Genomic DNA, 23,895 nt, shown 5'->3' with positions numbered 1-23,895 from the left:
GGGGTGAAAATATGCTGCAATTGACGTCAGTTGGTGACCTCCGTCAGACCTTTGACCACAGTCTGCGAGGTGACCTTGAGAAGATCGAGATAGGTCGGCACCGGACCGTCCGCCGCACTCAGTGAGTCAACGTAAAGCTCGCCCCCATAAGAGGCACCAGTTTCGCGTGCGACTTGCTGCGCCGGAGCCGTGTTGACGGTGCTTTCGCAGAACACCACGGGGATGTCATTGGCCCGCACCCCGTCGATGACGCTGCGCACCTGTTGCGGAGTACCCACCTGATCCGCGTTCATCGGCCAGAGGTACAATTCCTTCATTCCGAAATCCCGCGCCAAATAGCTGAATGCGCCCTCACAGGTCACCAGCCAGCGCTTCTCCTCCGGGATTTCGGCGATGGCACGGCGCAGCGGTTCGATGGTGGCCCGCAGCTGATCCTTGTAGGCATCTGCGTTCTTTACGTAGGTTGCCGCGTTCTCAGGATCGTGTTCGACAAATGCCTCGACGATGTTGTCGATGTAGATCAAGGCATTGTCGAGCCCCATCCAGGCATGCGGATTCGGCTTGCCTTCGTATGATCCAGCAGCGATCGGGATCGGGTCGATACCTTCGGTCAGGGTAACGGAAGGCACCCCCTCGAGGTTCGACAGAAACTGTTCAAACCACAGCTCAAGGTTCATGCCGTTCCAAAGGATCAGATCGGCGTCCGAGGCGCGCACGATATCGCGCGGCGTTGGCTCATAACCGTGAATTTCCGCCCCGGGCTTGGTCACTGAAACGACTTCCGCAGCCTCGCCTGCCACATTGGCGGCCATGTCGGCCAGAACGGTGAAGGTTGTCACCACCTTCATCTTTTCCCCGGCAATGGCAGCATTCGCAGCGAAGGTCGCCAAGGCCACCGCCGACGCTGTCTTGAGCAGATGAGTGAACATGCGATTCTCCGTGTTCTGGTGTTCTCGAAAGTATCGTTAATGCAAATCATTCTCAACTGTCAATGAAATTGAGAATGATTTGCAACTATGACGACCGAAGGAGATCAACCCACTTGGTGCCTTCTCCACCGGTTATGGGACGCCTCGGCGGCGGCCTTGTGCAACGAACAACAGGTTACAACGCCATGCTCTGCCGCAGGTTAGAAACGTAACGTCTTGCGCGCGCGCCGAACTGGTGACCCCGGCGGGCCAGACGGCTGGCCTCAATCCCCCAGCCGCTCACGCCGTTCAGACTGTTTTGGGAGCGTGACGCGGCTGCCGCTTCACCCCATCGGGCGTTACGGACATCATGGACAGCATGTGATCCGCGTTCTGCATGCGGTGCCGCAGCATTTGCCGCGTCAATCGAGCGAGATCCGCGGCATATTCGGGCCGCCGGGATACGTCCTCCAGCTCGCCCTGCCCGGCCCGATCGAACAACAGCGGCGGCAAGTCGGCCGCAAATTCCACGAGGGTGAACCTGTCATCGCGCAAAATGCCAAGGCAACTGTCACTGGCCGAAGTCCCGAGGTCCTGCTGCCAGCGGGTCGGCGCCACAGGATCTGAAAAATCCAGTTCTGAGAAGGAATACTGCCGCCAATCGGCCGGCTGCTCCCCCCGCAGCAACGGCAGCAGCGACCGGCCATCCATCGCATCAGGAATGTCCTGCCCGATCCAATCCAGAATGGTCGGGGCGATGTCGATCGACTCGGTGATCTCTGTCAGTTCGGCCCCGGCGTGGGCCTGATTGTCCGGCAACCGGATGATCAGCGGCGTGTGATAGGCCGCATCATAGACCGACATTTTGCCCCAGGCATGACGATCACCAAGCATTTCCCCGTGGTCTGCGGTTAGCACCAGCATCGTGTTGTCGTACTGACCACTGTCTTTCAGGAATTGGATGACCCGCCCGATGTGATGGTCCACCTCAGTCGCCAATCCCAGGTATACGGCCCGCAGCGTGCGGACCGCGTCATCCGTCGGCTCAAGATCCGGAAACCCCTCAACGAAGCTTGCCAAGGTGCCTGCTTGCAGCGCCGGGCCGAAAAACGGGTGCATCGCGGCTTCCTGCCCCGCCGTCTCCAAACGGACGGGCAGCGGCAAGCTGGCCGGGTCATACATGTCGTTATACGGGGCCGGAGCCACGAGCGGCGGATGCGGACGAATATAGGTGAGATGCGCAAACCAGCTGTCCTGGTGGTAGCCTGCCATCTTGCCCAGAAAAGAATCGGTCAGGAAAGCGGTGTCGCTGTCTTCTGCCGCATAGAGCGCCGGATCGTTCAACCCCGGTGCACCGCCATCGGGCGAAACCGGACGGTAGATGTCCCAGTAGTCGTCAAAGGTATATCCCCGGCGCAGCAGATGCGACCGCCAAGGATAGGACATCTCCATCCGCATCTCGGTCATTTCGTGGAACCCATGCATCAGATATTCGTAGGTTCTCAGCGCCGGATCATTGGCATCGAAGACGCGCGGATCCTGCGCAGTATCGGTGTAGCCGAAGAGCATCGGCAGGTAACCTGCCTTGCGCATCTCGGTGGCGATGTTGGGGGTGTCGTGGCGCAGCGGTGTTCCGTTGCGCACCGACCGGTGGTTCATCGCATATTGTCCGGTGAGAATGGACGCCCGTGATGGCCCGCAGGGATTGGTCACCGAAAAGTGCCGCGAGAACGACACGGCTTCCTGCATGAACTTACGGATGTTGGGCAGCGCAACGTGTTGTGCCAGCGCCCCCGAAAGACAATCAGCGCGCAGCTGGTCGATGATCACGAACAGGACGTTGCGGGGCTTTGACCGGGTGGCAGGCATTCAGGGATCCTTGCGAGCGCGAATCGAGTTCTAGTTACGCCCACAGTGAAGAAACACGTTGGAAAGACAAGGATCACCACGCGGCCTGCCCCGCAGCGTGGCTTCACCGGCAGTACCCGTCCCTGCCGCGGAATGCGGCTGACAGCCGGAAATCAGGCCTCGGTCAGTCGGACGGGTGCCTGCGCTCTTCGATCACCGCGAGCGCTGTGGCAAGCGCCTCTTCGATGCTCAGATCGCTGGTGTCGATCAGGACCGCATCATCGGCCGGTCGCAGCGGCGATTCCGCGCGGTTCATGTCCCGGTCGTCACGCGCCTTCACATCGGCCAGCACCTCATCCAGGGTGATGACCTTGCCAGCCGCGGTTAATTCCAGAAAACGCCGCCGCGCCCGCACTTCGGCGCTGGCGGTGACAAACAGCTTCACTTGGGCATAGGGGCAGATGACGGTCCCGATGTCGCGCCCGTCAAGGACGGCTCCGCCAGCCCGCCGCGCGAAGGCACGTTGGAAATCGACCAATGCCGCGCGCACCTCGGCGATCACGGCAACCTTGGAAGCGGCCTGCGCAACTTCCGGGCCGCGCAGGTCCTCGCGGGCCAGATCCTGCGGTGTCAGCGACTGCGCGGCCTCGACGGCCGGGACACCTTCCATGGTCTTGGCGCCAACCGCTCGGTACAGCAGCCCCGTGTCAAGGTGGCCGAACCCGTAATGAGCCGCGACCGCCTTGGAGATTGTCCCCTTGCCCGCCGCGGCAGGCCCATCAACGGCAATGGTAAACGTCTCGCTCATGTGCGCTCCAGCTTGGCTCCGAGGCTGCCCATCAAGCTTTCGAAAATCGGGAAAGATGTCGCAATCGGGCTGCCGTCATCGACCGACACCGGGTTCTTTGCCCCCATCCCCATCACCATGAAGGACATGGCGATGCGGTGATCCAGGAAGCTTTCACAGGTGGCGCCGCCCGGCACACCGTCGATGCCGAGGCCGGTGACTTCCCACCAGTCCTCGCCTTCTTCGACGGTGACACCATTGGCGCGCAGGCCCTTGGCCATTGCATCGATGCGGTCGCTCTCCTTGACGCGCAGCTCCTTGACGCCCGCCATCATGGTCTTGCCTTCGGCAAAGGCCGCCACCACCGACAGGACCGGGTATTCGTCGATCATCGACGCCGCGCGTTCCGGCGGAACCTCGATGCCCTTCATGTTCGGAGAAAACTTGGCGCGCAGGTCGGCAACCGGCTCGCCGCCCTCTTCGCGCATGTTTTCAAAGGTCAGGTCGGCTCCCATGTCCTGCAGGGTGTAATACAGTCCCGCACGCGTCGGGTTGAGGCCGATGTTCGGCACCAGCACGTCCGATCCTTCGGTGATCAGCGCGGCGCACACAGGGAAGGCTGCCGAGGACGGATCGCGCGGCACGGCGATCTCCTGCGGCGTCAGCTCCGGGCGACCGGTCAGGGTAATGACGCGGCCCTCTTCGGTTTCCTCGGTGGTGATCTCGGCCCCGAATCCCGCCAACATCCGTTCGGTGTGGTCGCGGGTGGCCTCCTTTTCGATCACAACGGTCTTGCCCGGCGCATTCAGCCCCGCGAACAAGACGGCCGACTTCACCTGTGCGGAGGGCACTGGCACTTCGTAGCGCACTGGAACCGGGTCCGCGGCACCGACAATCGTCATCGGCAGCCGACCACCGCTGCGCCCCACGGCTTGGGTGCCGAACAGCGCCAGCGGATCGGTCACACGCGCCATCGGTCGTTTGTTCAAGGAGGCATCGCCGGTGAACGTCGCGGTGATGGGCGATGTCGCCATCACCCCCATGATCAGCCGCACCCCGGTGCCGGAGTTGCCGCAGTCGATCACGTTGTCCGGCTCGGCAAACCCACCGACGCCGACACCGAACACCGACCAGTTGCCGCCGCCGTGGTTCACCACCTCGGCGCCAAAGGCCTGCATCGCCTTGGCGGTGTCCAGCACGTCCTCGCCTTCCAGCAGCCCGGAGATCTTGGTTTCACCCACCGACAGCGCCCCCAGGATCAGCGAGCGGTGCGAGATCGACTTGTCGCCGGGCACCTCCGCCACGCCGGTGAGCGGGCCAGAGCGGTGCGAGGTCATCGGGATGGGCGTGCCGTGTCCGGACATGGGGCTTCCTTCGTCTGTCGGTCGTTCGTCTGTTCTGTTTGCGTTATCGGTAGCGGATTGGCCGGAACCGGTCCAGCGCAATTGCCCACCGCGGCGCGGTGCCTCAGCCCAGGCGGCGGAAGGTCAGGTAATGCGGTGTGCGGCCTTCACGCAGGGCTTTCTGCTCGTATCGGGTCGAGATCCAGTCATCCCAAGGCTGGCGCCAGTCGGTGGGCCCTTCGGCCAGCCACTCGAACCCCGCCTTGGGCACCTCTTCCAGCGTCTGACGGACATAGTCTGGAATATCGGTGGCCACGCGGAAGATCGCGCCGGGTTTCAGGCAACGGGCCAGCGGCTCCAGATGCTCCTGCGTTACGAACCGGCGGCGGTGGTGACGGGCCTTGGGCCAGGGGTCCGGGTAGAGCAGGAACGCCCGCGAGATCGACTGCGCGGGCAGAACATCCATCAAATCGCGGGCATCGCCGGGATGGACCGCAATATTGTCCGCCTTAACACTGCGGATCTTGCCCAGCAGCATCGCCACCCCGTTGATGAAGGGTTCGGCACCGATGATGCCGACATCCGGGTTGCTGACGGCCTGGTGTACCAGGTGTTCGCCGCCGCCAAAGCCGACCTCCAGCCAGACATCCTTGCCGCCGAACAGCGCCTGCAAATCCAGCGGCGTGCGGTCCGGGTTCTCGTCCCACCCCACAGCACCGGGGCTCAGTTTACCCAGATCCTCATCCAGATAGCGCTTCTGGCTGTCCTTCAGCGTCTTGCCCTTGAAGCGGCCATAGAAGTTGCGCCAAGGCGCACCACTGGCGTGTTTCTCGGCCGCGTTGGTGGTGGCGGGCTGGGCTTGCGCGGGCTGATCTTGACGGGGCTTCTGGTCGCCGGACATACGTCTGGCCTCCTGTTCAGGGTGTTGTCAACGGGCTGGCCGCTGCTGTGCCGCAAGCAGGCGCGCGGGTCAACCCGGCATTGCCGGACAACCGCCCCCGTGCGCGCGCCCACACTTCCCAGGCCCCTCGCCACGGGCCTAGCGATGTTTCACTGGCTCGCGGGCAGCTCGCGCAGCACACCGGCTGCGGTCAGGCGCAGGCGACTGGGATACCACTCCGCCTGGGAAGGCGTGCGCAGCGTTTCAATCGCAAACGCCGGGTCGACCCCGCGCATCAACATGTAGGTGAGATAGTCGTGAATCTCGCGTTGGGTGTCAGAGTAGATCCACGAACCAAATTCAAAGGGAGTCGACCAGCGCTCCGCCTTGCGCTCCGCCCGGTAAAAACTGTGCACCGCTTCAGGCGGCCAGCTGCGTTGATGAAACCCGATACGAGATCCCGGCGTCATGCGTCGTTGGTTGCCAGCCAGAAAGACATCGACACAGGCACTGACGCAAATCCCGTCAACCAGCGTGTGCAACCCACGCGACAGCACCAGTTCTGCCAAGGCTTCCCCCGCATCGACACTGCCGCCGGCACTGTTCAGCTGCAACTGGGTGATTTCCGGGTGATCCGCCAGGATCCGGCGCATACGCTCCACATCTTCTTCCGATATTTCATCGGGTTCGCCCACGACACCCGTTTCGGTGTCATAAACCAGCGTGCCATCGGCCAAGCCGAACTTCTGCGGTAGGTTTTCCGCCAGGACCGCCACGCCGCTCCCCAGCCAAAGCGCAACAGCAGCGCATACCGAAATAACGCCCCTGAGACCGGGGCACGAAACAGCGAAACTCTTGAACATACCAAGCGACCTTTCTCAGAGCGAAGCTCGCAGAATCCTGTTTATACTATGGCGCAGAGTTCAGAAACGCTCCAGTCCGAAGCGCTCGCACACCGCCGCAGGACGTCGAAAAAGAAAGAGCGGACCGCGCGGACCGCTCTTCCTGCTGAATTTGGGTGCGTTTCAGGCGGTTCACACCGCCTTCTTCAGAGCCTCGGCCAGATCGGTACGTTCCCAGCTGAAGCCACCATCCGCCTCGGGTTGGCGACCAAAATGCCCATAGGCTGCGGTGCGCTGGTAGATCGGCTTGTTCAGCCCCAGGTGCGAGCGAATGCCGCGCGGGGTGAGGTCCATGACCTGATCAATCGCCTTCTCGATGGCCGCGGGCGCGACTTCGCCGGTGCCGTGGGTGTCGGCATAGATCGACAACGGTTTGGAGACGCCAATGGCGTAGGACAGCTGGATGGTGCATTTCTCGGCCATGCCCGCAGCCACCACGTTCTTGGCCAGATAGCGCGCGGCATAAGCGGCCGAGCGGTCCACCTTGGTCGGATCCTTGCCGGAGAACGCCCCGCCACCATGCGGCGCGGCACCACCATACGTGTCGACGATGATCTTGCGACCGGTGAGGCCTGCGTCGCCATCCGGGCCGCCGATCACGAATTTGCCGGTGGGGTTCACGTGCCAGACGGTGTCGTCTGTCAGCCAACCCTCGGGCAGGGTTTCGCGGATGTAGGGTTCCACGATCGCGCGGATATCCGCGGAGGTCAGGCTTTCGTCCAGATGCTGGGTCGACAGCACCAGCGAGCTGACGCCCACCGGCTTGCCATTTTCATAAACCACGGACAGCTGCGACTTGGCATCCGGCCCCAGCGCGGGCTCGGTGCCATTTTTGCGAACCTCTGCCAGTCGGCGCAGAATCGCGTGGCTGAACTGAATGGGCGCGGGCATCAGCGCATCGGTTTCGTTGGTCGCAAAGCCGAACATGATGCCCTGATCGCCGGCACCTTCATCCTTGTCGGCTGCCGCATCCACACCCTGTGCGATATGCGCGGACTGCTCGTGCAGCAGGTTGGTCACTTCCACGGTTTCGTGGTGGAACTTGTCCTGCTCGTAACCGATGTCCTTGATGCAGGCACGGGCGATCTCATCGATCTTGCCCATGTAATCATGCAGCTTGGCCTGGTCGGACAGGCCAACTTCCCCCCCGATGACAACACGATTGGTGGTGGCGAAGGTCTCGGCTGCCACGCGTGCTTCGGGCTCTTCCGCCAGGAACGCGTCCAGCACCGCGTCTGAAATGCGGTCACAGACCTTGTCCGGGTGGCCTTCGGAAACCGATTCCGAAGTGAAAGTGTAGTTCATACGGGTCATGAAAGAGTGCTCCATTGGGTTCAGCCCGCCACGCCAGGAAGCCGTTGTGGCAGGTATCAAGCCGCATAACGCGGCACGACCGCGGGGGTCAATCTATATTCGATCTACGTTAAGCAGCTATGACCACAGTGCAAGCGCCCGCATCCGCCATCCAATCCCCACCGCCGCGATAAGGCAGACCAACAGAACCGGCCAGTCTCCGGTCCGGCTGTACAATGTCGCCGCGAAAGGCTCAGGCAACCGGGCATCGATGCTGCCCGCCTTGCCGAGCGGCAGACTGTCGAGCAGCGCCCCATCCGGGCCGATCATCGCCGAAACCCCGGTGTTGGCGGCGCGGATCATGGGCAGCGCCTGCTCCAGGGCGCGCATCCGCGCCTGTACCAAGTGTTGATGGGGACCAGAGCGGGTGCCGAACCACGCGTCATTGGTGATCTGCACAAGCATCTGGGGCCGCTCGTCAGAGGCGCCCACATCCTGAGGAAAAACAGCCTCGTAGCAGATCAGCGGAACGGCTCGTCCGATGGGAAGATCCATCACTTCGGCGCCGGGCCCGGCGGCATAACCCGCCCCGGCCTGCGACGCAAAACCATGGATACCAAACCGCGCCATGAAATCGCCAAACGGCACATATTCGCCAAAAGGCACCAGATGCGCCTTGTCGTAGGTGCCGACGACTGCACCGGCCTGATCCAGAAGGACGGCGGAGTTGTAGTAGGCTCCGGCCTCCTCGCGCTGGATGCCGAGGAGAACCGGCACCCCGGCCGCACGCTCAGTGATCGCCCTCAGGGTCTCGTCGGCCCGGTTCAAAAGCAGCGGCACGGCTGTCTCCGGCCAGACAATCAGATCCGGGCGCGGGGTCACGGCTGAAAATTCCACGGCTCGGCGGACGAAATCCCAACGGTAATCTGGATGCCATTTCAAATGTTGTGGCGCGTTCGGCTGAACGATTCGCACGACAGTTTCCGTAAAGCGCGGCTCAGGTGGTGGGGGGGTGATAAACGCGGCGCACGCCACCAGGGCCAAAGGCAGCAACGCCGCCAGCAGGCGACGTTGCGCCAAGAGAGCAAGGGGCACAAAAGCCACCAGCGTCGCGAGCGCCACTCCCTGTGGTCCGATCCAGGGCAACAGGTCGGCCACCGGTGTGTCCAGCCAGAACTGCCCAAAGGCGGCCCAGGGGAAACCGGTCAGCACATAGGCGCGGGCAATCTCTGCCAGCGACCACAGCACCACCAGCATCGCAATTCGCCAGGTCCCGACGCTCAAGCGCACCGCCAACCCGAATGCCGCCCCCCAGAAAAGCGCCAAGCCCGCCGAGAGGAACAGCAATGCAAACGGCGCCATCCAGGCGTGGCGCTCCGGGTCGATCTGAAAGGGTTCGACGATCCACGACAGGCCAAAGGCGAAATACCCGAGGCCGAACAACCACCCCATCAGCGCAGCATGGCGAGCCGAAGAGGCGCGCAGCACCAGCCAGCCGGATACGGCCAGTGCGAGGGGCAGCACCGCCAGCAAATGCCACGGCGCCAGCGCCAGCGATGCCAAAGCACCATTGCCCAGTGCGAGCGCCCCGGGCAGCAAGCTGCGCGCGTGCCTGGCAGGCCGCAGCCTCAATGCGATCATGCGGCAGCGTCCGGCAACCGCACCCGCAACCGCTTGATACGGCGCGGATCGGCATCCATGACCTCGAACTCGGCGCCCTCCGGATGCTCGATCACCTCGCCACGGGCGGGGACACGGCCCGACAGCATGAACACCAGACCACCCAACGTGTCGATCTCTTCCTCGTCCACATCGTCATGACTGGTCAGCGAATGACCGGTTTCCGCTTCGAACTCAGGCAGCGAGGTCCGGGCCAGCGCGATGTAGCAGCCGGGCTTTTCCTCGAACCAGGTTTGCAGCTCGTCGGCGTCGTGCTCGTCCTCGATCTCCCCGACCACCTGTTCGATCAGGTCTTCAATGGTCACCAACCCGTCTACGCCACCGTATTCATCGATCACCAGCGCCATGTGGCGGCGCTCGGCCTGCATCTTGGTCAGCAGAACCCCGATGGGCATGGAGGGGGGCACAAAGAGCAACGGGCGCAACATCTGCGACAAATCGAAATCCGATGCGTCGCAGTTGAACCCGTGGGTCAGCGAAAAATCCTTGAGATGCACAAAGCCCAAAGGCGTGTCCAACGTGCCTTCATACACAGGGATGCGCGTGCAGCCGCTTTGGCGGAAAACGTCGACCAGGTCTTCTTGGGAAATCGTGACCGGAACCGCCGAGATCTCCGCGGCCGGAATCGCCACATCTTCAACCCTCATGCGGCGCAGGTTCATCATGCCATGCGACGCGGGGCCTGATGCAGGTGGCGGGCTTTCGGCCAGTTCCACCGGCTGCTCGGGTGTGCTTCTGCGTCCCAGAAGCCGCGCCCAAAAGCCTGGTTTTGCGGGGACAGGCGCCTCTGGTGCCCTGCCGTTGATATTGTCCAGCGCGCCATGCGCCGCGTTAGAACTGCCTTCTATGTCGCCCATCGGTCCTATCCAAAAGCCCCGTTCAGGGGGTATCCTCATCTATGATATATGGGTTCGCGATACCCATTTTGCCAAGTATCTCCACCTCAATATCCTCCATTAATGCAGCATCACGGTCCCGAATGTGATCATACCCGAGGAGATGCAACAATCCGTGAACGGTCAGATGACGAGCATGATCGGCCAGTGATTTGCCCGCCTCCTGCGCTTCACGGGCGCATGTGTCATAGGCAATGGCGATATCGCCCAGCGGAATTTCCCCGGTAAAATCGGCCTCAGGAAGCGAGGGCACGCCCCCGTCCTGCGCCGCCGCAAGCTCCTCGGCTGGCCAGCTAAGCACATTGGTCGGCTTGGCTTTGCCGCGAAATTCAACATTCAGCTCGGCAATCCGCGCGTCATCGCAACCCAACAGGGAGACTTCGCAAACCTCCGGGTCCAGTTCGAAATGGGACAGCACAACGGCGATCACCTCTTGCGCCATATGCTCCAGCCCGGCGTCCTGCCAGCGCTTGTCCTCGATGCTGATTTCCAGGGTCATCTTATGCCTGCCAATGCGGAGACCGGACGCAAACGCGCCCAGGTAAGTCGTGTCAATGGGGACCGCTCGCGCGGTCCCGTCCGGCCTCATGCCGGTTTTGCATCCGCGTCATAGGCTTCGATGATCGCCGCCACAAGCGGATGCCGCACGACATCACGGGCAGTGAAATAGTTGAAGCTGATCTTGGGGATCGTTTTCAGCAACCGTTCCGCATCCGCCAAACCGGACTGCACGCCACGAGGCAGATCAACCTGACTGCGGTCGCCGGTGATCACCATGCGCGAGCCTTCACCGAGACGGGTGAGGAACATCTTCATCTGCATGGTGGTGGCATTCTGTGCCTCGTCCAGCACCACAAAGGCGTTCGACAGCGTGCGGCCGCGCATGAAGGCAAGCGGCGCGATTTCGATGCGTTTTTCCTCGATCAGCTTGGCCAGCTGCTTGCCGGGAAGAAAGTCGTTCAGCGCGTCATAGAGCGGCTGCATGTAGGGGTCGACCTTGTCCTTCATATCGCCGGGCAGATAGCCAAGCTTTTCGCCAGCTTCGACCGCTGGACGGGACAGGATGATGCGATCCACATGGCCGGTGATGAACATGGAAACGCCCACGGCAACGGCCAGATAGGTCTTACCCGTTCCTGCAGGACCGATGCCGAACGCCAGTTCATGCTCGAACAGGGACTGCACATAGGCCTTCTGAGCCTCGGTGCGCGGCTCCACCAGTTTCTTGCGAGTCTTGATTTCCACCCGGCCGCCGCGGAACATCTGCAACTGGCCGTCCGGTTCCGCGCTGTCAGCCTCGGGGCTCATCCGCAATTCGCGGTCGATATCGCCGGTTTCGACGCTTCGGCCGGTTTCCAGGCGGTCATAAAGCGCGGTCAGCACCCCAGCGGCTTGCTCGCGTGCCGAATCCTCGCCCATCACCGACAACTGGTTTCCGCGGCGGACGATCTGCACGCCCAGTTTCTGTTCGATGTCAGCCAAGTTGCGGTCGTATTCGCCGCACAGGTCGATCAGCAAGCGGTTGTCGGGAAATTCCAGCAGCACTTCGTGGGTGGCGGTCTGGTCTTGCGCGTCATTCAGGGCACCGATGGCCAAGCTGATCTCCTTTGTCAGGGTTACAGCTTCAGTCTGCCTGCGAAGTGGAAGTTGCGCAAGATCCGGCGCGTGAATTTCACCGCGCTGAAACAAATCAGCCGCCCCGGAGGGCGGCTGGAAGACAGGCGGGAGCCGGGCTGGTTACAGCGCGTCGGCCAGGGTCGAGCCGGATTTGAACGGGCCAGTGGCCACATTGCGCGGCAGGTTGCTGTTGCAAACTGGCAGGCCATCCGGCGTGCGGCGCAGGTCGGCATAGCCCTCCAGGCCGTCGTCGATGATCCAGTGTTCACAGCCCTGCGGGTCCACCCAGATACCCGCGGTCATGTTCGACAGGTGGCTCGAGGAGCCATCGCCGAAATGCTGGTCGCGGGTCTTGTCAAAGGTTTCGGAACAGGCTGGGATCAGGGCCGCAGCCGCGAGGAGCAAAAGGGGTTTACGCATCAGCATGGGGTATGTCTCCTCAGCGCAGGCAATAGATTTCGACACGACGGTTCTGCGCCATGTTGGAGGCACTGGTGTTGGGCACCCGCGGGTCACGCTCGCCGTAGGCCCGCACATCGGCGATCCGGGCACCGGCCGAACGACCGACCTGAGCCACGGCATGAGCGCGACGTTGCGACAGACGGATGTTGTATTCATCCGAGGCGCGGCTGTCGGTGTGACCCGCCACGACGAAGGCCCGGGCCCCATTCGATCGCGCCTGCTGGAAGAATTCCGCCAGTCTCTGGCGGCCAGCGGCGTTGATGTGATGCTTGTCGGTTGCAAAGAACTGATCGGTGGGCATCACACCACAAATGTTGCCACGGCGACAAACCGGCTTGCCGTCCGGGGTGACATGGGGAGTCATATACCCTTCGGCGCCGTCATCCATGACCCAATGTTCGCACCCATCAGGATCCACCCAGATCGTGGGAACGTAACGCTCCCCCTTGATGGTTCGCTGCCCGGTCTGCGCGCTGGCAGGCGCGGCTGCGATGCTCATGGCGGCGGCCGCGGCGGCGGCCAGCGCAAGCGCCTTGTTCAGTTTGAATGTCAACACAACCAGAATTCCTTCACCTAAGTTGCCCCAGGGCATTCGCCGCATATTGACCTCGAATATCAGGCCATAAAGGCAAAACTACCTGAATCTGATGCAGTTTACCTGCTAAAATTTTTATTAATCTGCATATATTGAGCGCGATTGCAAAACACTCGCGCGCTCTTTGGGTGAATTGTTTATCAAAGCGATGCAATTCCGCCGCGCCCCTAAAATACATCAGGGGCGTCTCAGCCAGACCAAGTGGCAAAGGTCGCGAACGACACGGGATTCGCGCCCCGTGTCGCGGCGGGATCAGTCGATGAGCTCACCGGCAAGCGAATTGGCACCGGAAGACACGATGCGGACCCGCGCAAGATCACCGATCTGCCGGTCGCAATCGGCAACATGAACCGCATGCAGGTAGTCGGACTTGCCGACCATCTGCCCCGGGAAGCGCCCCGCCTTTTCAAACAGCACGCCCACCTCTCGGCCAACCATGCTGTCCTGAACTTCGCGCTGCTGCCGCGTCAGCAAAGCCTGCAGGCGCTGCAACCGATCATCAGCCGCGGCAGGATCGACCTGCGGGCGCTCGGCCGCCGGGGTGCCGGGACGGGTGGAATACTTGAAGGAGTAGGCGGTGCCGTATTTGACCTCTTCCACCAGGTCCATGGTGGCCTGGAAATCCTCCTCGGTCTCCTCAGGGAAGCCGACGATGAAGTCACCGGAGATGAGAATATCAGGCCGCGCCGCGCGGATGCGTTCGATCAGGCGGATGTAGCTTTCCGCGGTGTGGCTACGGTTCATGCGCTTGAGGATCTTGTCCGACCCTGCCTGCACCGGCAGGTGGAGGTAGGGCATCAGCTTGGCACAGGTGCCATGTGCCTCGATCAGATCATCCTGCATGTCGTTGGGGTGAGACGTGGTGAAACGGATGCGCTCCAGTCCGTCGATCTTGTCCAGTTCCCAGATCAACTGGGCAAGCGTCAGATCGCCGTTGGGACCGGCGCCGTGGTAGGCGTTCACATTCTGACCCAGCAGGGTGATTTCGCGCACGCCCCGTTCCACCAGGTCCTGCGCCTCGCGCAGGATGCGGTCCGCCGGGCGCGAAACCTCGGCACCGCGGGTATAGGGCACCACACAGAAGGCACAGAACTTGTCACAGCCTTCCTGCACCGTTAGGAAGGCTGTCGGGCCGCGCTTGGCCTTGGGACGGTTCTTCAGCTTCTCGAACTTGTCCTCCTCGGGAAAATCGGTGTCGAGAACCTTTTCACCCGCGCGCGCCTTGGCCTCCATCTCCGGCAGGCGATGATAGCTCTGCGGGCCGACGACCAGATCCACCAATGGCTGGCGCCGCATGATTTCCTCACCCTCGGCCTGGGCAACGCAGCCTGCCACGCCGATCTTCAGGTCCGGCTTTTCGGCCTTCAGCCCCTTGAAGCGGCCCAGCTCGGAATAGACCTTCTCCGCGGCCTTTTCCCGGATATGGCAGGTGTTGAGCAGGATCATGTCGGCATCCTCGGCCGACTTGGTCTCCACGTAGCCCTCACCGCCCAGCGCCTCTGCCATGCGTTCGCTGTCGTAGACATTCATCTGACAGCCATAGGTCTTGATAAACAGCTTCTTCGGAGCGCTCATGCGGGTCAGCCTTCCAGCCAGGGTGGGTAAACAGCGGCCTGCAATACAGGCAAATGCCGCCGCTTGCAATGCGCTGCCATTTACCCGATTTTGTCCACAAAGGCCAGAAAGGCAAAGGGCAGACAGGCATGATGTATTCTTCGCTGCAGGCATTCCTCAAGGAAAGCAGCCCGCTCTTGGCCAAGGGGCCGGTCGCACTGATATTCGTCGAGGATGAGGTCGAGATCGCGACCACCTTGCGTCATCACCTGCAGTGCGGCTTTGACAGCGTTGTCGTGCTGATGCCGGATGCCTTTGATCTGCCGCAGGACGTAAACGCCAAGGTTCACAGGGTGCCGTATGACTGCCGCGGCGCGGAGGCGGTTCCCCGCGCCGTCAACGCCGTCATCGCCGCCGCGCAACCGGGCTGCTGGCTCTACTACTGCTACAACGCGGAATACCTGTTCTATCCCTTCTGCGAAACGCGCAGCGTTGGCGAGATGCTGGCCTTCCACAGCGAAGAACGCCGAGATGCCATGCTGACCTATGTGGTCGACCTCTACGCAGGCGATCTTGAGGCCCACCCGAACGCCGTTTCCCTGGAGGCCGCCTACCTAGACAAATCCGGATATTACGCCCAGGCGCGAAAGGACCCTGCGACTGGCCACCCCAGAGAGCGGCAGCTGGATTTCTTTGGCGGCGTGCGCTGGCGCTTCGAGGAGCACATTCCCGCCCAAAGCCGCAAGATCGACCGTATCGCCCTGTTCAAGGCCCGGGCCGGACTGCAGCTGTTGCCGGACCACACTTTCAACGAGCAGGAATACAACACCTATGCCTGCCCTTGGCACCACAACCTGACGGCCGCGATCTGTTCCTTCCGGACAGCCAAGGCGCTCAAACGCAACCCGGGCTCCGCCTTCGAAATTGACACATTCCGTTGGCACAACTCCGCACCCTTCGAATGGCATTCCCGCCAGTTGCTGGACCTCGGTCTCATGGAACCCGGGCAATGGTTCTGACCACCCACTGAACGGTCCACCACATCAGTGCTTTGCACCACGGATGTTATGTGTATATTTATCCAGCTTAAACGACATTATTCCCCCTGAGAGGCAGCATGGCCGCACCGCGCCAGAACATGAGCTATCGCGACATCAAGAAGGTCGTTCTGGACCGGATCGAAACGCAGATTTGGGCACCGGACAGCCTGCTACCTAGCGAAACGGAACTGGCCGAGGAATTCTCCAGCACCCGCACTACGGTCAATCGCGCGCTGAGAGAGCTGGCCGAGGAAGGCTACCTTGAGCGCAAACGCAAGGCCGGCACCCGCGTGCTGAACGCGCCGATCCGCAAGGCGCAGTTCTCGATCCCGCTGGTGCGCGATGAGATCACCGCGACCGGCGCCAGCTATCGTTATGCCCTGGTCGAACGCAGCCTCATCCCGGCTCCGGCGTGGATTTCCGCGCGGCTGGAGCTGCGCCCCGACCAGAAGCTGATGCACGTGCGTTGCATGCATTACGCCGACAACGCCCCTTACCAATATGAAACCCGCTGGATCGTCCCGGACAGCGTCCCCGAAGTTCTCGACGCGGATTTCACCGAGTTCAGTCCGAACGATTGGCTGGTCAAGAAGGTACCTTTCACCAATCTTGAACTCAGCGTCATGGCGACAAAGGCCGATCAGATCGTGTCCGAATTTCTCGAAGCGCCGATCGGGGATCCGATCTTTACCGCCGAGCGCATCACCTGGTTGCGCGGAACCCCGGTGACATTGGCAAAACTCTTCTTCGCGCCCGGCTACAAGATGACCACACATCTTTAACGGTCCAACGGACGGGACGGCACCGCGCGCAATTACCCTTGGGTAAACAACTGATACCCGGGATGGGCCACCGCGCGCAGGCTGGTGATCGGGGCCTCGTCAATCCAGGTCGTGCGCTCCATCACGAATAGCGCATCCCCAACTTCACTGTTCAGCACACTTCGATCTGCGTCGGTGCCTCGCCGCGCATAGAGCCGGAGGTCGCATCGACTGTAAGGACGATTGCGGACCAGCCACTCATTCGCATTTTCCACTTCAAGATCAACCGTCTCGATCTCTGGCACGGTTTCGAGGCAGATCCAGCGGTCCTCGAAGATGTAGGGGACCTCGTCGCATAGATGCAGGGCTTCGACGCGCAGCATCCGGCGTGGCTCGGACAGTGCGAAATTGGCCATGATCGCCGGAGGCGTGTCCTGCACTGTCTTGCGGATCAGCTGATACCGGTAAGCGCAGCCTTTTTGCTCCACCTCCAGGCGTGTAATCGGAATGTTCAAAGTGGCCCGGGTCACGGGATCGCGCCGCACCATGGTGCCGCCCTTGCGGCGACGTTCGACAACACCGCTTTCGGCCAGATCGCGCATTGCCCGATGAACGGTGGAGCGGGCGCAGCCGAAACGCGCCGCGAATTCCTCGTCTCGGGGCAGCTTGTCGCCCGGTCCATAGGTCGTATCCAGGATCATCTGACGGATGCTGTCGCGGATCGATCTCCAGGAATGGCGTGGCTTGCCCGTCATGCCTCTCTCCCAACTGCATCACAAATAAGCGCGAATGCGGAATTTGTCGTCACTTGTTCACAGGTGAAACAACACCGTATAAACCGTGATTGACATTATTATGTAGCTACATATTAATCTAAAGCACCGACAAAACAAGGCTGATTCTGCGCGGCCCAGCCCCCGCGGCAACAGATGCAACAACAGACGGAGGATTGCAGAGATGCAAAGACGTGAGTTTTTGAAGGCCGGCGCCGTGGGTGCCGCAGCAACGGCCCTGGCCAGCCCCGCCATCGCCCAGGACAAGATGCAGTGGAAAATGGTCACCGCCTGGCCCAAGAACCTGCCCGGACCCGGCGTGGCGGCGCAGATGCTGGCAGACCGGATTACCACCCTGTCCGGCGGTCGCATCGAGGTAAAACTCTTCGCCGCAGGCGAGCTGGTCCCGGGACGCGGCGTGTTCGACGCCGTCTCCGAAGGCACCGCCGAGATGTATCACGCGGTTCCCGCCTACTGGGGCTCCAAATCCAAGGGCATCCTGCTGTTCGGCTCGCAGCCCTTCGGCCTGCGCGCGGATGAGCAGTTCGGCTGGCTTTACCACGGCGGCGGCCAGGCCCTGTACGACGAAATGTATGGCCGTTTTGGCATCAAGCCCTTCCTGTGCGGCAACTCCGGCCCGCAGTGGGGCGGCTGGTTCAAGAACGAGATCAACTCGGTCGAGGATCTGAAGGGTCTGAAGTTCCGCACCACCGGTCTGGCGTCGGAAATGGCATCCAAACTGGGCATGGCAGCCGAGGCCACCAGCGGCCCCGCGATGTTCCAGGGCCTACAGACCGGCGCATTGGACGCGGGTGAGTTCATCGGCCCCTGGACCGACAGCGCGCTTGGCTATTACCAGGTTGCCAAGAACTACTACTGGCCCGGCGTCGGTGAGCCGTCCTCGGCCGAGGAATGCGGCGTCAACGCCGATGTCTTTGCCGCCCTGCCCGAAGACCTGCAGCAGGTCGTGGCGCTGGCCTGCGAGAGCCTCTACAACCCGGTCTGGACCGAATACACCACCAAACACGCGCTGGCGCTGAAGAAGATGGTGGATGAGGACGGCGTACAGGTGAAGATGTTCCCGCAAGATGTCATCGACGCGATGGGCGTCGCCGCCAAGGAAGTGATCGCAGAGCTGCGCGAGGACGAGGACGAGCTGGTGCGCCGCATCACCGAGAGCTTCATTGCCTACCGCGACAGCGTCGGCGGGTACATGACCTTTGCCGACAACGGACAGATGAACGCCCGCGCCGCGGTGATGGGTTACTGATACGCTTGACTGGAACCGGCGCCCGATCCTGTCGGGCGCCGGTTTTTTGATGGGGAGGACGCAGAATGCTTTGGGTCGCTGACAGGCTGGATGGCCTCAACCGGCAGCTGGCGCGGGTGATCCGCTGGCTGGCGCTGCTGATGGTGCTGGCGCAGTTTGCCATCGTCGTCGGACGCTATGTGTTCGGGGTGAACTCGATCGCGGCGCAGGAAAGCGTTCTGTACATGCACGCCACCCTGTTCATGCTGGCGGCGGGCTATACGCTGCTGGTCGACAAACATGTGCGGGTGGACGTGTTCTATGCGGGCCTCAGCCCCAGCGCGCAGCGGCGGATCGACATCTTCGGCCACCTGTTTCTGCTGCTGCCATCGATGGCGGCGCTGCTCTACTGGTCCTGGCCCTCGGTACGCAACTCCTGGAAGATCCTCGAAGGCCCGATCGCCGTGGGCGGGATCGAGGCCGTGTTCCTGCTGAAATCGCTGATCCCCGCGTTCTGCGTGCTGGTCATGCTGCAATCCGCCGCCCTGCTGATCCGCCTGTTTGCCGAAAGACCCGCCAATGACTGAATATCTCGACGTGATCATGTTCGCCGCGCTGATGGCGGCGATCCTTCTGGGCTTTCCGGTGGCCTTCAGCATTGCCGGCACCGCCATCCTTTTTGCCTATCTCGGCTGGCTTCTGGGGGTGATGGACGTCACCCTGCTGGGGGCGCTGGGGCAGCGGGCCTTTGGCCTCATCAGCAACGAGGTGCTGATCGCCATTCCGCTGTTCGTGCTGATGGGCGCAATCCTCGAAAAAAGCCGCATCGCCGAGGAGCTGCTGGACACCATGGGGCGGCTGTTCGGGCAGCTCAAAGGCGGCTTGGGCATCTCGGTGGTGCTGGTGGGCGCGCTGCTGGCGGCCTCCACGGGCATTGTCGGGGCCACGGTGGTGGCGATGGGCATGATCGCCCTGCCCGCAATGCTGCGCGCAGGCTATGATCCGCGGGTCGCATCCGGCATCGTCTGCACCGCGGGCACCCTTGGTCAGATCATCCCGCCCTCGACCCTGCTGATCATCCTAGCCGACGTAATGTCCAACGCCTATCAGCAGGCACAATACGAGCAGGGCAAATTCTCGGTCGAGGCGCTGTCGGTGGGGCAGTTCTTTGCCGCGGCGCTGATCCCCGGACTGGTGCTGGTGGTACTGTATCTTCTGTACATTCTGGCACGCGGCTTTCTGCGGCCGCAGGACATGCCTGCCGCCCCGGCGGAGATGGCCCGACCCAGCCGACGTCAGGTTCTGGGCGCCGTGGTGCCGCCGATCCTGCTGATCTTTGCCGTCCTCGGGGCCATCTTGGGCGGCGTTGCCACCCCGACCGAGGCCGCATCGGTGGGTGCGGTCGGCGCGCTGCTGATGGCGGGACTGCGGGCGGGCGGACCTGCGCGGATTATCATGCTGGGCGCGGCGGCGCTGATCGTGCTGGGCATCCTGTCCGGGCTGCACCCGGTACGGCTGCAGCGCAGCGATCTCAGCACCACGGACTTCGCCGCAGGCATCTTCTATGCGCTGCTGACCGCGCTGGGAGCCTTTGCCATCCTCATGGCGCTGCGCAGCGGGCTGAAGAAGCGGGTTCTGCACGAGGCGGTGACCTCCACCACCACGATGACGGCGATGATCTTTGCCACCATCCTGGCCGCGGGCATGTTCTCGCTGGTATTCATCGGTCTTGGCGGAGAGGAACGCGTGGCGCATATCCTTGGCGACATGCCCGGCGGCCCGACCGGCGCGCTGCTGTTCTGCATGCTGCTGATCTTTGTGTTGGGTTTCTTCCTCGATTTTGTCGAGATCTCGGTGATCGTGCTGCCGCTGGTGACGCCGACGCTGATCCTGATGGGGCATGACCCGGTCTGGCTCGGCATCCTGATCGCGATCAACCTGCAGACCAGCTTCCTGACGCCGCCCTTCGGCTTTTCACTGTTCTACCTGCGCGGCGCGGCCCCCAGCGAGATCACCACGCGCCATATCTACCAGGGTGTAATTCCCTTCATCGGGCTGCAGGCCGTCGGGGTCTTGCTTGTCTGGCTGGTCCCCAGCTTGGCCACGTGGCTGCCTTCCGCGATCTTCTGATCGCGGCGCAGCCCGTTAAGCACGCATATTCCATGGCCGGGCTCTGAGCCCGGTCACCTTGCTGCACGTGGCGCGCGGCGCACTTGCGACGGGGCAACGCCAAAATGCCTGCGAAACGCAGTGGCAAAATTGGCCGCGGAGCTGTAGCCCGCCAGCCGTGCCGCCTGCTCAACGCTCGACTGGTCCGCCTCCAGTCTGCTGCGCGCCATTTCCAGCCGAAGCCGCCTCACATGTGTCAACGGAGCGCAGCCGTGGACGGTGTGGATCAGCCTTCGCAAACCGGACAGGCTCAGCCCGGCCTCGCGGGCCAGATCCTGAAGCGACGGCAAGGGGCCGGAGTGCCGGGCAAGCGCATCAATCCGGCGTAGCTGCATCTGCTCCCGCGCGGTAAGTCGGCAGTTCTGCTGCTGACCAGAGAGGCTGGCAAAACTTCCCGCCACCAACCCCAGCGACATCGCCTCGGCCTGCAGCCGTTCGACTGGTGTGGCAAACCCCGGTGTCCGCACCAAGGCTTCCAGCAGGCGGATATCCTCGTTGGTCGCAAGCCATTCAAAGCGCTGAAGATCCTGCCCCTGCCCTGGCAGCGTCAGCCCGTTTTCATCCAGCCACGCATGAGACATCTGGATACTGATCTTGCGCACGTAATCCTCGGGCCGCGATCGCCGCACGAACGGCTGACACTCGTCAACCGAGGTCAGCACCAGCTTGACAGGCTCCCCGGGCCGTCGCCCCAGCTTCATTGGTTTCCCTGCAAGCTCTGCGTCGGCAATTCCATCCAGAAAGCAGTGCAGGATCACCCCCGGCTTGCGATGGCTGTTCACTTCGAACTGCTGGCGTGCCGTCGCGTTCAAGGTATGCAGCCCGAAGCCCTCTCGCAGCTGAAGCGCCGTCACCACGCCGTCAAATACCCCCTGCCCCGGGCAGTCGGTCGCGCCCGACCAGTCCAGATTTCGTTCGAAATCGACTACGTTGGGAAGAGTATCTGCACGCCCGGCCATGTATGTGCTCCAGAGAGGTCATCACCCCAGTTGGCTGGGCAGCGATACTTTTACGCGTTCTGCAAAGACTTTTGAACAATACGCAAAGATGGCTGTCTGGCAGGGAACCGAAAAGCAGTCTAGCTACCCGAGTTAAATAGTCAACTACTCTAGGATAGCACCATGCCACGGATGACACTGCGTTTTTTGATGCTGGCAGGAACGGCCTTGGTCGTGCCCTTGTCGGCCTTCGGCCAAGACAGCACCCCTCTGTTGCTGGACACAATTCGCATTGAGGCGTCGGATGCACAGAGCGTATTGGGCAATGACGTGATTACCGAAGAGGAGCTGGACGCCCGCAACCCCTCCAGCACCAAGGATGTCTTTGTCGGCGAAAGCGCTGTCACCACAGGCGGCGGCGCGGCGATTGCGCAGAAGGTCTATGTGAACGGGATCGAGGAAAGCCTCTTGTCGGTCACCATCGACGGCGCGCGGCAGAACAAATCGGCCTTTCACCACACCGGCAATGTGCTGCTGGACCCCGAATTGCTGAAATCGGTCGAGATCACCAAGGGCCTGGCCCCCGCCGATGCTGGCCAAGGCGCGCTGGCGGGCTCCATCGCCTACGAAACCAAGACCGCAGGCGACCTGCTGGAAGAGGGCGAAACCTTCGGCGGCCGGGTGAAACTGGGCACCAGCGACAACGGTACCGACCTGGAAAGCGCGTTGGCCATCTTTGGCCGCCAGGGCGGATTTGAGTACCTTCTGAATGCCACCCGCCGTACCGGTAGCGACTATGAGGACGGCGACGGCAACACCGTGCTGGGCACCGGCGCTGACCTCACAGATTACGTCGGCAAGTTTGCCTATCAGTTCGACGGCGGCCACCGGTTTGAATTCGCCGCTTCGCAGACCGAGGACAACGGCCTGCGCGCAGCCCAGGCAGGTCCCGGCGGCATCCTCTTCATCCGCCCGGATTTTGCCGGGGTCGCCTCTGGCCCCAGCGTCCTGACAGAGGGGCTGTCGCGCCGGACCTCCTATACGCTGACCTATACAAATGCCCAGGCGCAGGGGATCTGGGACCCCACCATCCAGCTGAGCCACAACGAGCAGGAGATCGATGCCAGCGGCGTCTACGGCACCAACAAGAGCCTCAGCGGCACATTCAAGAACCGATTTGCCATCAGCGGCGGCTCTCTCACCGCGGGCTTCGACTTCTTTAACGAAACCGCCGAGGGCGAAGGCCGCGGGCCGGGGCCCTTCGGCAGCTCCGGGCGCGAGAAGCTGCGCAACCTGGGCGTCTTTGCTCAGGCGCGTCAGGACTTGGGGACACGGGTCTCGGTCAGCTATGGTGCTAGGTATGATGCTCAGAAGTTCACCGGTGCTGATGATGGGCCGGACGGCCCGACCAAACTCTCGGAAAGCGGCTTCAGCGCCAATGGTGCGGTCGATGTGATCCTGTCGGACAACTGGACCCTGAACGCCGGTGTGGCCTCGACCTGGGGCGGTTACGAGCTGGGCGAGGCGGCGCTGGTCAACTTTGGCACCGCCTGGAACTATGACGGCTTCACCGCGTCGCGTGCCAAGGCGGGCCGCATCGGTCTGCGCTTCGACAATGGCGCTTGGAAGGCCAGCGCAGCCGTGTTCCGCACCGATGTCGACGACATCACCGCGGTGCTGCCCACGGCCGGTGCCCGCGGAGCGACCGCCGACCTGACCAGCCAGGGCATCGATGCTTCGCTGGAATACAACTGGGGGCCCGGCTTTGCGCGGCTGAACTGGACCTATGCGGATGTGACGATGGACGGCGATGCCGTCGGCTCCACTGCCTACTACCTGGGCCGCCCGATGGGGCAGATCATCGCGCTGGAAGGCGGCTGGGCTCTGGACGACCAGTGGCAGTTCGGCGGCACCGCCGAGATCGCCCGCGAATACAGCGACGCCGCGGCGCCGTTGCCCGGCTACGAGGTGGTGAACGTCTATGCCTCCTACACGCCGCGCAGCCTCGGCAATCTGGAAGTGCGGCTCGATGTGCGCAACCTGTTTGACGAGACCTATGCCAGCCGCAGCTCCGACGGGGTGGATTCCAGTCGCGTGATCGCGCTGAATGAGCCTGGCCGCACCATCGGCCTGACCGCACGGCTGAAGTTCTGAGCCGCCGCGAAACAGTCAAGTCCCGGGGGCGGCTGCCGTCCCCCGG

At 62.4% G+C, this 23,895-nt stretch carries 22 protein-coding genes and 1 riboswitch; of the genes, 6 read left to right on the top strand and 16 right to left on the bottom strand.

The window, feature by feature from the left end; translation table 11 throughout:
* Positions 1 to 26 precede the first annotated feature (26 nt).
* The 14 genes from AB9K35_RS06760 to miaB form a co-directional block, all read right to left on the bottom strand.
* Positions 27 to 929: a metal ABC transporter substrate-binding protein gene (locus tag AB9K35_RS06760; RefSeq protein WP_369925009.1), complete on the bottom strand. Its 903-nt coding sequence runs from the start codon at positions 927 to 929 to the stop codon at positions 27 to 29.
* Positions 930 to 1,217: 288 nt separating this feature from the next.
* On the bottom strand, positions 1,218 to 2,777 hold the full coding sequence (locus AB9K35_RS06755; protein WP_369925008.1) for an alkaline phosphatase family protein: 1,560 nt from the start codon (positions 2,775 to 2,777) through the stop codon (positions 1,218 to 1,220).
* Positions 2,778 to 2,940: 163 nt separating this feature from the next.
* On the bottom strand, positions 2,941 to 3,564 hold the full coding sequence (locus AB9K35_RS06750) for a d(CMP) kinase (protein ID WP_222456504.1): 624 nt from the start codon (positions 3,562 to 3,564) through the stop codon (positions 2,941 to 2,943).
* Positions 3,561 to 4,907 carry a 3-phosphoshikimate 1-carboxyvinyltransferase gene (gene aroA / locus AB9K35_RS06745; protein ID WP_222456505.1) on the bottom strand — a complete coding sequence of 449 codons (1,347 nt, stop codon included), beginning with the start codon at positions 4,905 to 4,907 and terminating at the stop codon, positions 3,561 to 3,563. The genes AB9K35_RS06750 and aroA overlap by 4 nt, the downstream gene beginning before the upstream one ends.
* A gap of 103 nt (positions 4,908 to 5,010) precedes the next feature.
* On the bottom strand, positions 5,011 to 5,787 hold the full coding sequence (locus AB9K35_RS06740; RefSeq protein WP_369925007.1) for a tRNA (guanosine(46)-N(7))-methyltransferase TrmB: 777 nt from the start codon (positions 5,785 to 5,787) through the stop codon (positions 5,011 to 5,013).
* 149 nt (positions 5,788 to 5,936) lie between these two features.
* Entirely contained in the window at positions 5,937 to 6,629 is a 693-nt protein-coding gene (locus tag AB9K35_RS06735; RefSeq protein WP_369925006.1) for an ATP-dependent Clp protease proteolytic subunit, read from the bottom strand.
* 171 nt (positions 6,630 to 6,800) lie between these two features.
* Entirely contained in the window at positions 6,801 to 7,982 is a 1,182-nt protein-coding gene (metK, locus tag AB9K35_RS06730) for a methionine adenosyltransferase (protein ID WP_369925005.1), read from the bottom strand.
* Positions 7,983 to 7,989: 7 nt separating this feature from the next.
* A riboswitch (SAM-SAH riboswitch) is annotated at positions 7,990 to 8,038 on the bottom strand.
* A gap of 61 nt (positions 8,039 to 8,099) precedes the next feature.
* The gene (gene lnt, locus AB9K35_RS06725; RefSeq protein ID WP_369925004.1) at positions 8,100 to 9,602 is read right to left on the bottom strand and encodes an apolipoprotein N-acyltransferase; all 1,503 of its coding nucleotides are present in this window, start codon (positions 9,600 to 9,602) and stop codon (positions 8,100 to 8,102) included.
* Complete coding sequence (locus tag AB9K35_RS06720) at positions 9,599 to 10,498, bottom strand: hemolysin family protein (protein WP_369925003.1); 900 nt, start codon at positions 10,496 to 10,498, stop codon at positions 9,599 to 9,601. Before AB9K35_RS06720 ends, lnt begins: the two co-directional genes overlap by 4 nt.
* 22 nt (positions 10,499 to 10,520) lie before the next feature.
* Positions 10,521 to 11,036: an rRNA maturation RNase YbeY gene (gene ybeY, locus AB9K35_RS06715; protein ID WP_369925002.1), complete on the bottom strand. Its 516-nt coding sequence runs from the start codon at positions 11,034 to 11,036 to the stop codon at positions 10,521 to 10,523.
* Between the two features lie 86 nt (positions 11,037 to 11,122).
* The gene (locus AB9K35_RS06710) at positions 11,123 to 12,133 is read right to left on the bottom strand and encodes a PhoH family protein (protein WP_369925001.1); all 1,011 of its coding nucleotides are present in this window, start codon (positions 12,131 to 12,133) and stop codon (positions 11,123 to 11,125) included.
* A gap of 141 nt (positions 12,134 to 12,274) precedes the next feature.
* Positions 12,275 to 12,580, bottom strand: a complete 306-nt coding sequence (locus tag AB9K35_RS06705; RefSeq protein WP_222456512.1) for a hypothetical protein — start codon at positions 12,578 to 12,580, stop codon at positions 12,275 to 12,277.
* 13 nt (positions 12,581 to 12,593) lie between these two features.
* Positions 12,594 to 13,115 (bottom strand): OmpA family protein, encoded by a 522-nt coding sequence (locus tag AB9K35_RS06700; protein ID WP_369925104.1) that lies wholly within the window; start codon positions 13,113 to 13,115, stop codon positions 12,594 to 12,596.
* A 348-nt stretch (positions 13,116 to 13,463) separates the two neighbouring features.
* Positions 13,464 to 14,786, bottom strand: coding sequence for a tRNA (N6-isopentenyl adenosine(37)-C2)-methylthiotransferase MiaB (gene miaB, locus AB9K35_RS06695; protein WP_369925000.1), 1,323 nt, complete (start codon positions 14,784 to 14,786; stop codon positions 13,464 to 13,466).
* Positions 14,787 to 14,914: 128 nt separating this feature from the next.
* Between miaB and AB9K35_RS06690 the strand changes: the two genes are divergently transcribed.
* Positions 14,915 to 15,784, top strand: coding sequence for a glycosyltransferase family 2 protein (locus AB9K35_RS06690; protein WP_369924999.1), 870 nt, complete (start codon positions 14,915 to 14,917; stop codon positions 15,782 to 15,784).
* Positions 15,785 to 15,882: 98 nt separating this feature from the next.
* Complete coding sequence (locus AB9K35_RS06685; protein WP_369924998.1) at positions 15,883 to 16,587, top strand: GntR family transcriptional regulator; 705 nt, start codon at positions 15,883 to 15,885, stop codon at positions 16,585 to 16,587.
* A gap of 32 nt (positions 16,588 to 16,619) precedes the next feature.
* Here the strand turns inward: AB9K35_RS06685 and AB9K35_RS06680 are convergent, their stop codons facing one another.
* Positions 16,620 to 17,321: a GntR family transcriptional regulator gene (locus AB9K35_RS06680; protein WP_369924997.1), complete on the bottom strand. Its 702-nt coding sequence runs from the start codon at positions 17,319 to 17,321 to the stop codon at positions 16,620 to 16,622.
* 202 nt (positions 17,322 to 17,523) lie between these two features.
* Here AB9K35_RS06680 and AB9K35_RS06675 point away from each other — a divergent pair, with 202 nt between their 5' ends.
* The 3 genes from AB9K35_RS06675 to AB9K35_RS06665 all read left to right on the top strand — a co-directional run bounded on the left by AB9K35_RS06675 (position 17,524) and on the right by AB9K35_RS06665 (position 20,718).
* The gene (locus AB9K35_RS06675; RefSeq protein ID WP_222456518.1) at positions 17,524 to 18,609 is read left to right on the top strand and encodes a TRAP transporter substrate-binding protein; all 1,086 of its coding nucleotides are present in this window, start codon (positions 17,524 to 17,526) and stop codon (positions 18,607 to 18,609) included.
* 65 nt (positions 18,610 to 18,674) lie between these two features.
* Complete coding sequence (locus AB9K35_RS06670; protein WP_222456519.1) at positions 18,675 to 19,175, top strand: TRAP transporter small permease subunit; 501 nt, start codon at positions 18,675 to 18,677, stop codon at positions 19,173 to 19,175.
* The gene (locus AB9K35_RS06665) at positions 19,168 to 20,718 is read left to right on the top strand and encodes a TRAP transporter large permease subunit (protein ID WP_369924995.1); all 1,551 of its coding nucleotides are present in this window, start codon (positions 19,168 to 19,170) and stop codon (positions 20,716 to 20,718) included. Before AB9K35_RS06670 ends, AB9K35_RS06665 begins: the two co-directional genes overlap by 8 nt.
* A gap of 53 nt (positions 20,719 to 20,771) precedes the next feature.
* Here the strand turns inward: AB9K35_RS06665 and AB9K35_RS06660 are convergent, their stop codons facing one another.
* Positions 20,772 to 21,716, bottom strand: a complete 945-nt coding sequence (locus tag AB9K35_RS06660) for a helix-turn-helix domain-containing protein (protein ID WP_369924994.1) — start codon at positions 21,714 to 21,716, stop codon at positions 20,772 to 20,774.
* Between the two features lie 162 nt (positions 21,717 to 21,878).
* On the opposite strand from AB9K35_RS06660, the gene AB9K35_RS06655 reads away from it, so the two are divergent.
* Positions 21,879 to 23,849, top strand: a complete 1,971-nt coding sequence (locus tag AB9K35_RS06655) for a TonB-dependent receptor domain-containing protein (RefSeq protein WP_369924992.1) — start codon at positions 21,879 to 21,881, stop codon at positions 23,847 to 23,849.
* The last annotated feature ends 46 nt before the right edge of the window (positions 23,850 to 23,895 follow it).

The sequence above is a fragment of the Leisingera sp. XS_AS12 genome (assembly GCF_041224635.1).
In the GTDB taxonomy this organism is placed as follows: Bacteria; Pseudomonadota; Alphaproteobacteria; order Rhodobacterales; family Rhodobacteraceae; genus Leisingera.
This window is presented reverse-complemented; position numbering and strand designations above follow the sequence as displayed.

What these genes read in the sequence shown, in the direction of transcription:
- metK (WP_369925005.1), bottom strand. Translation starts at nt 7,982, where the DNA reads ATGACCCGTATGAACTACACTTTCACTTCGGAATCGGTTTCCGAAGGC.
- AB9K35_RS06680 (WP_369924997.1), bottom strand. Translation starts at nt 17,321, where the DNA reads ATGACGGGCAAGCCACGCCATTCCTGGAGATCGATCCGCGACAGCATC.
- AB9K35_RS06740 (WP_369925007.1), bottom strand. Translation starts at nt 5,787, where the DNA reads ATGTCCGGCGACCAGAAGCCCCGTCAAGATCAGCCCGCGCAAGCCCAG.
- ybeY (WP_369925002.1), bottom strand. Translation starts at nt 11,036, where the DNA reads ATGACCCTGGAAATCAGCATCGAGGACAAGCGCTGGCAGGACGCCGGG.
- AB9K35_RS06760 (WP_369925009.1), bottom strand. Translation starts at nt 929, where the DNA reads ATGTTCACTCATCTGCTCAAGACAGCGTCGGCGGTGGCCTTGGCGACC.
- AB9K35_RS06735 (WP_369925006.1), bottom strand. Translation starts at nt 6,629, where the DNA reads ATGTTCAAGAGTTTCGCTGTTTCGTGCCCCGGTCTCAGGGGCGTTATT.
- AB9K35_RS06675 (WP_222456518.1), top strand. Translation starts at nt 17,524, where the DNA reads ATGCAAAGACGTGAGTTTTTGAAGGCCGGCGCCGTGGGTGCCGCAGCA.
- AB9K35_RS06705 (WP_222456512.1), bottom strand. Translation starts at nt 12,580, where the DNA reads ATGCTGATGCGTAAACCCCTTTTGCTCCTCGCGGCTGCGGCCCTGATC.
- AB9K35_RS06665 (WP_369924995.1), top strand. Translation starts at nt 19,168, where the DNA reads ATGACTGAATATCTCGACGTGATCATGTTCGCCGCGCTGATGGCGGCG.
- AB9K35_RS06660 (WP_369924994.1), bottom strand. Translation starts at nt 21,716, where the DNA reads ATGGCCGGGCGTGCAGATACTCTTCCCAACGTAGTCGATTTCGAACGA.
- AB9K35_RS06700 (WP_369925104.1), bottom strand. Translation starts at nt 13,115, where the DNA reads ATGAGCATCGCAGCCGCGCCTGCCAGCGCGCAGACCGGGCAGCGAACC.
- lnt (WP_369925004.1), bottom strand. Translation starts at nt 9,602, where the DNA reads ATGATCGCATTGAGGCTGCGGCCTGCCAGGCACGCGCGCAGCTTGCTG.
- AB9K35_RS06720 (WP_369925003.1), bottom strand. Translation starts at nt 10,498, where the DNA reads ATGGGCGACATAGAAGGCAGTTCTAACGCGGCGCATGGCGCGCTGGAC.
- AB9K35_RS06655 (WP_369924992.1), top strand. Translation starts at nt 21,879, where the DNA reads ATGCCACGGATGACACTGCGTTTTTTGATGCTGGCAGGAACGGCCTTG.
- aroA (WP_222456505.1), bottom strand. Translation starts at nt 4,907, where the DNA reads ATGTCCGGACACGGCACGCCCATCCCGATGACCTCGCACCGCTCTGGC.
- AB9K35_RS06755 (WP_369925008.1), bottom strand. Translation starts at nt 2,777, where the DNA reads ATGCCTGCCACCCGGTCAAAGCCCCGCAACGTCCTGTTCGTGATCATC.
- AB9K35_RS06690 (WP_369924999.1), top strand. Translation starts at nt 14,915, where the DNA reads ATGATGTATTCTTCGCTGCAGGCATTCCTCAAGGAAAGCAGCCCGCTC.
- miaB (WP_369925000.1), bottom strand. Translation starts at nt 14,786, where the DNA reads ATGAGCGCTCCGAAGAAGCTGTTTATCAAGACCTATGGCTGTCAGATG.
- AB9K35_RS06670 (WP_222456519.1), top strand. Translation starts at nt 18,675, where the DNA reads ATGCTTTGGGTCGCTGACAGGCTGGATGGCCTCAACCGGCAGCTGGCG.
- AB9K35_RS06750 (WP_222456504.1), bottom strand. Translation starts at nt 3,564, where the DNA reads ATGAGCGAGACGTTTACCATTGCCGTTGATGGGCCTGCCGCGGCGGGC.
- AB9K35_RS06685 (WP_369924998.1), top strand. Translation starts at nt 15,883, where the DNA reads ATGGCCGCACCGCGCCAGAACATGAGCTATCGCGACATCAAGAAGGTC.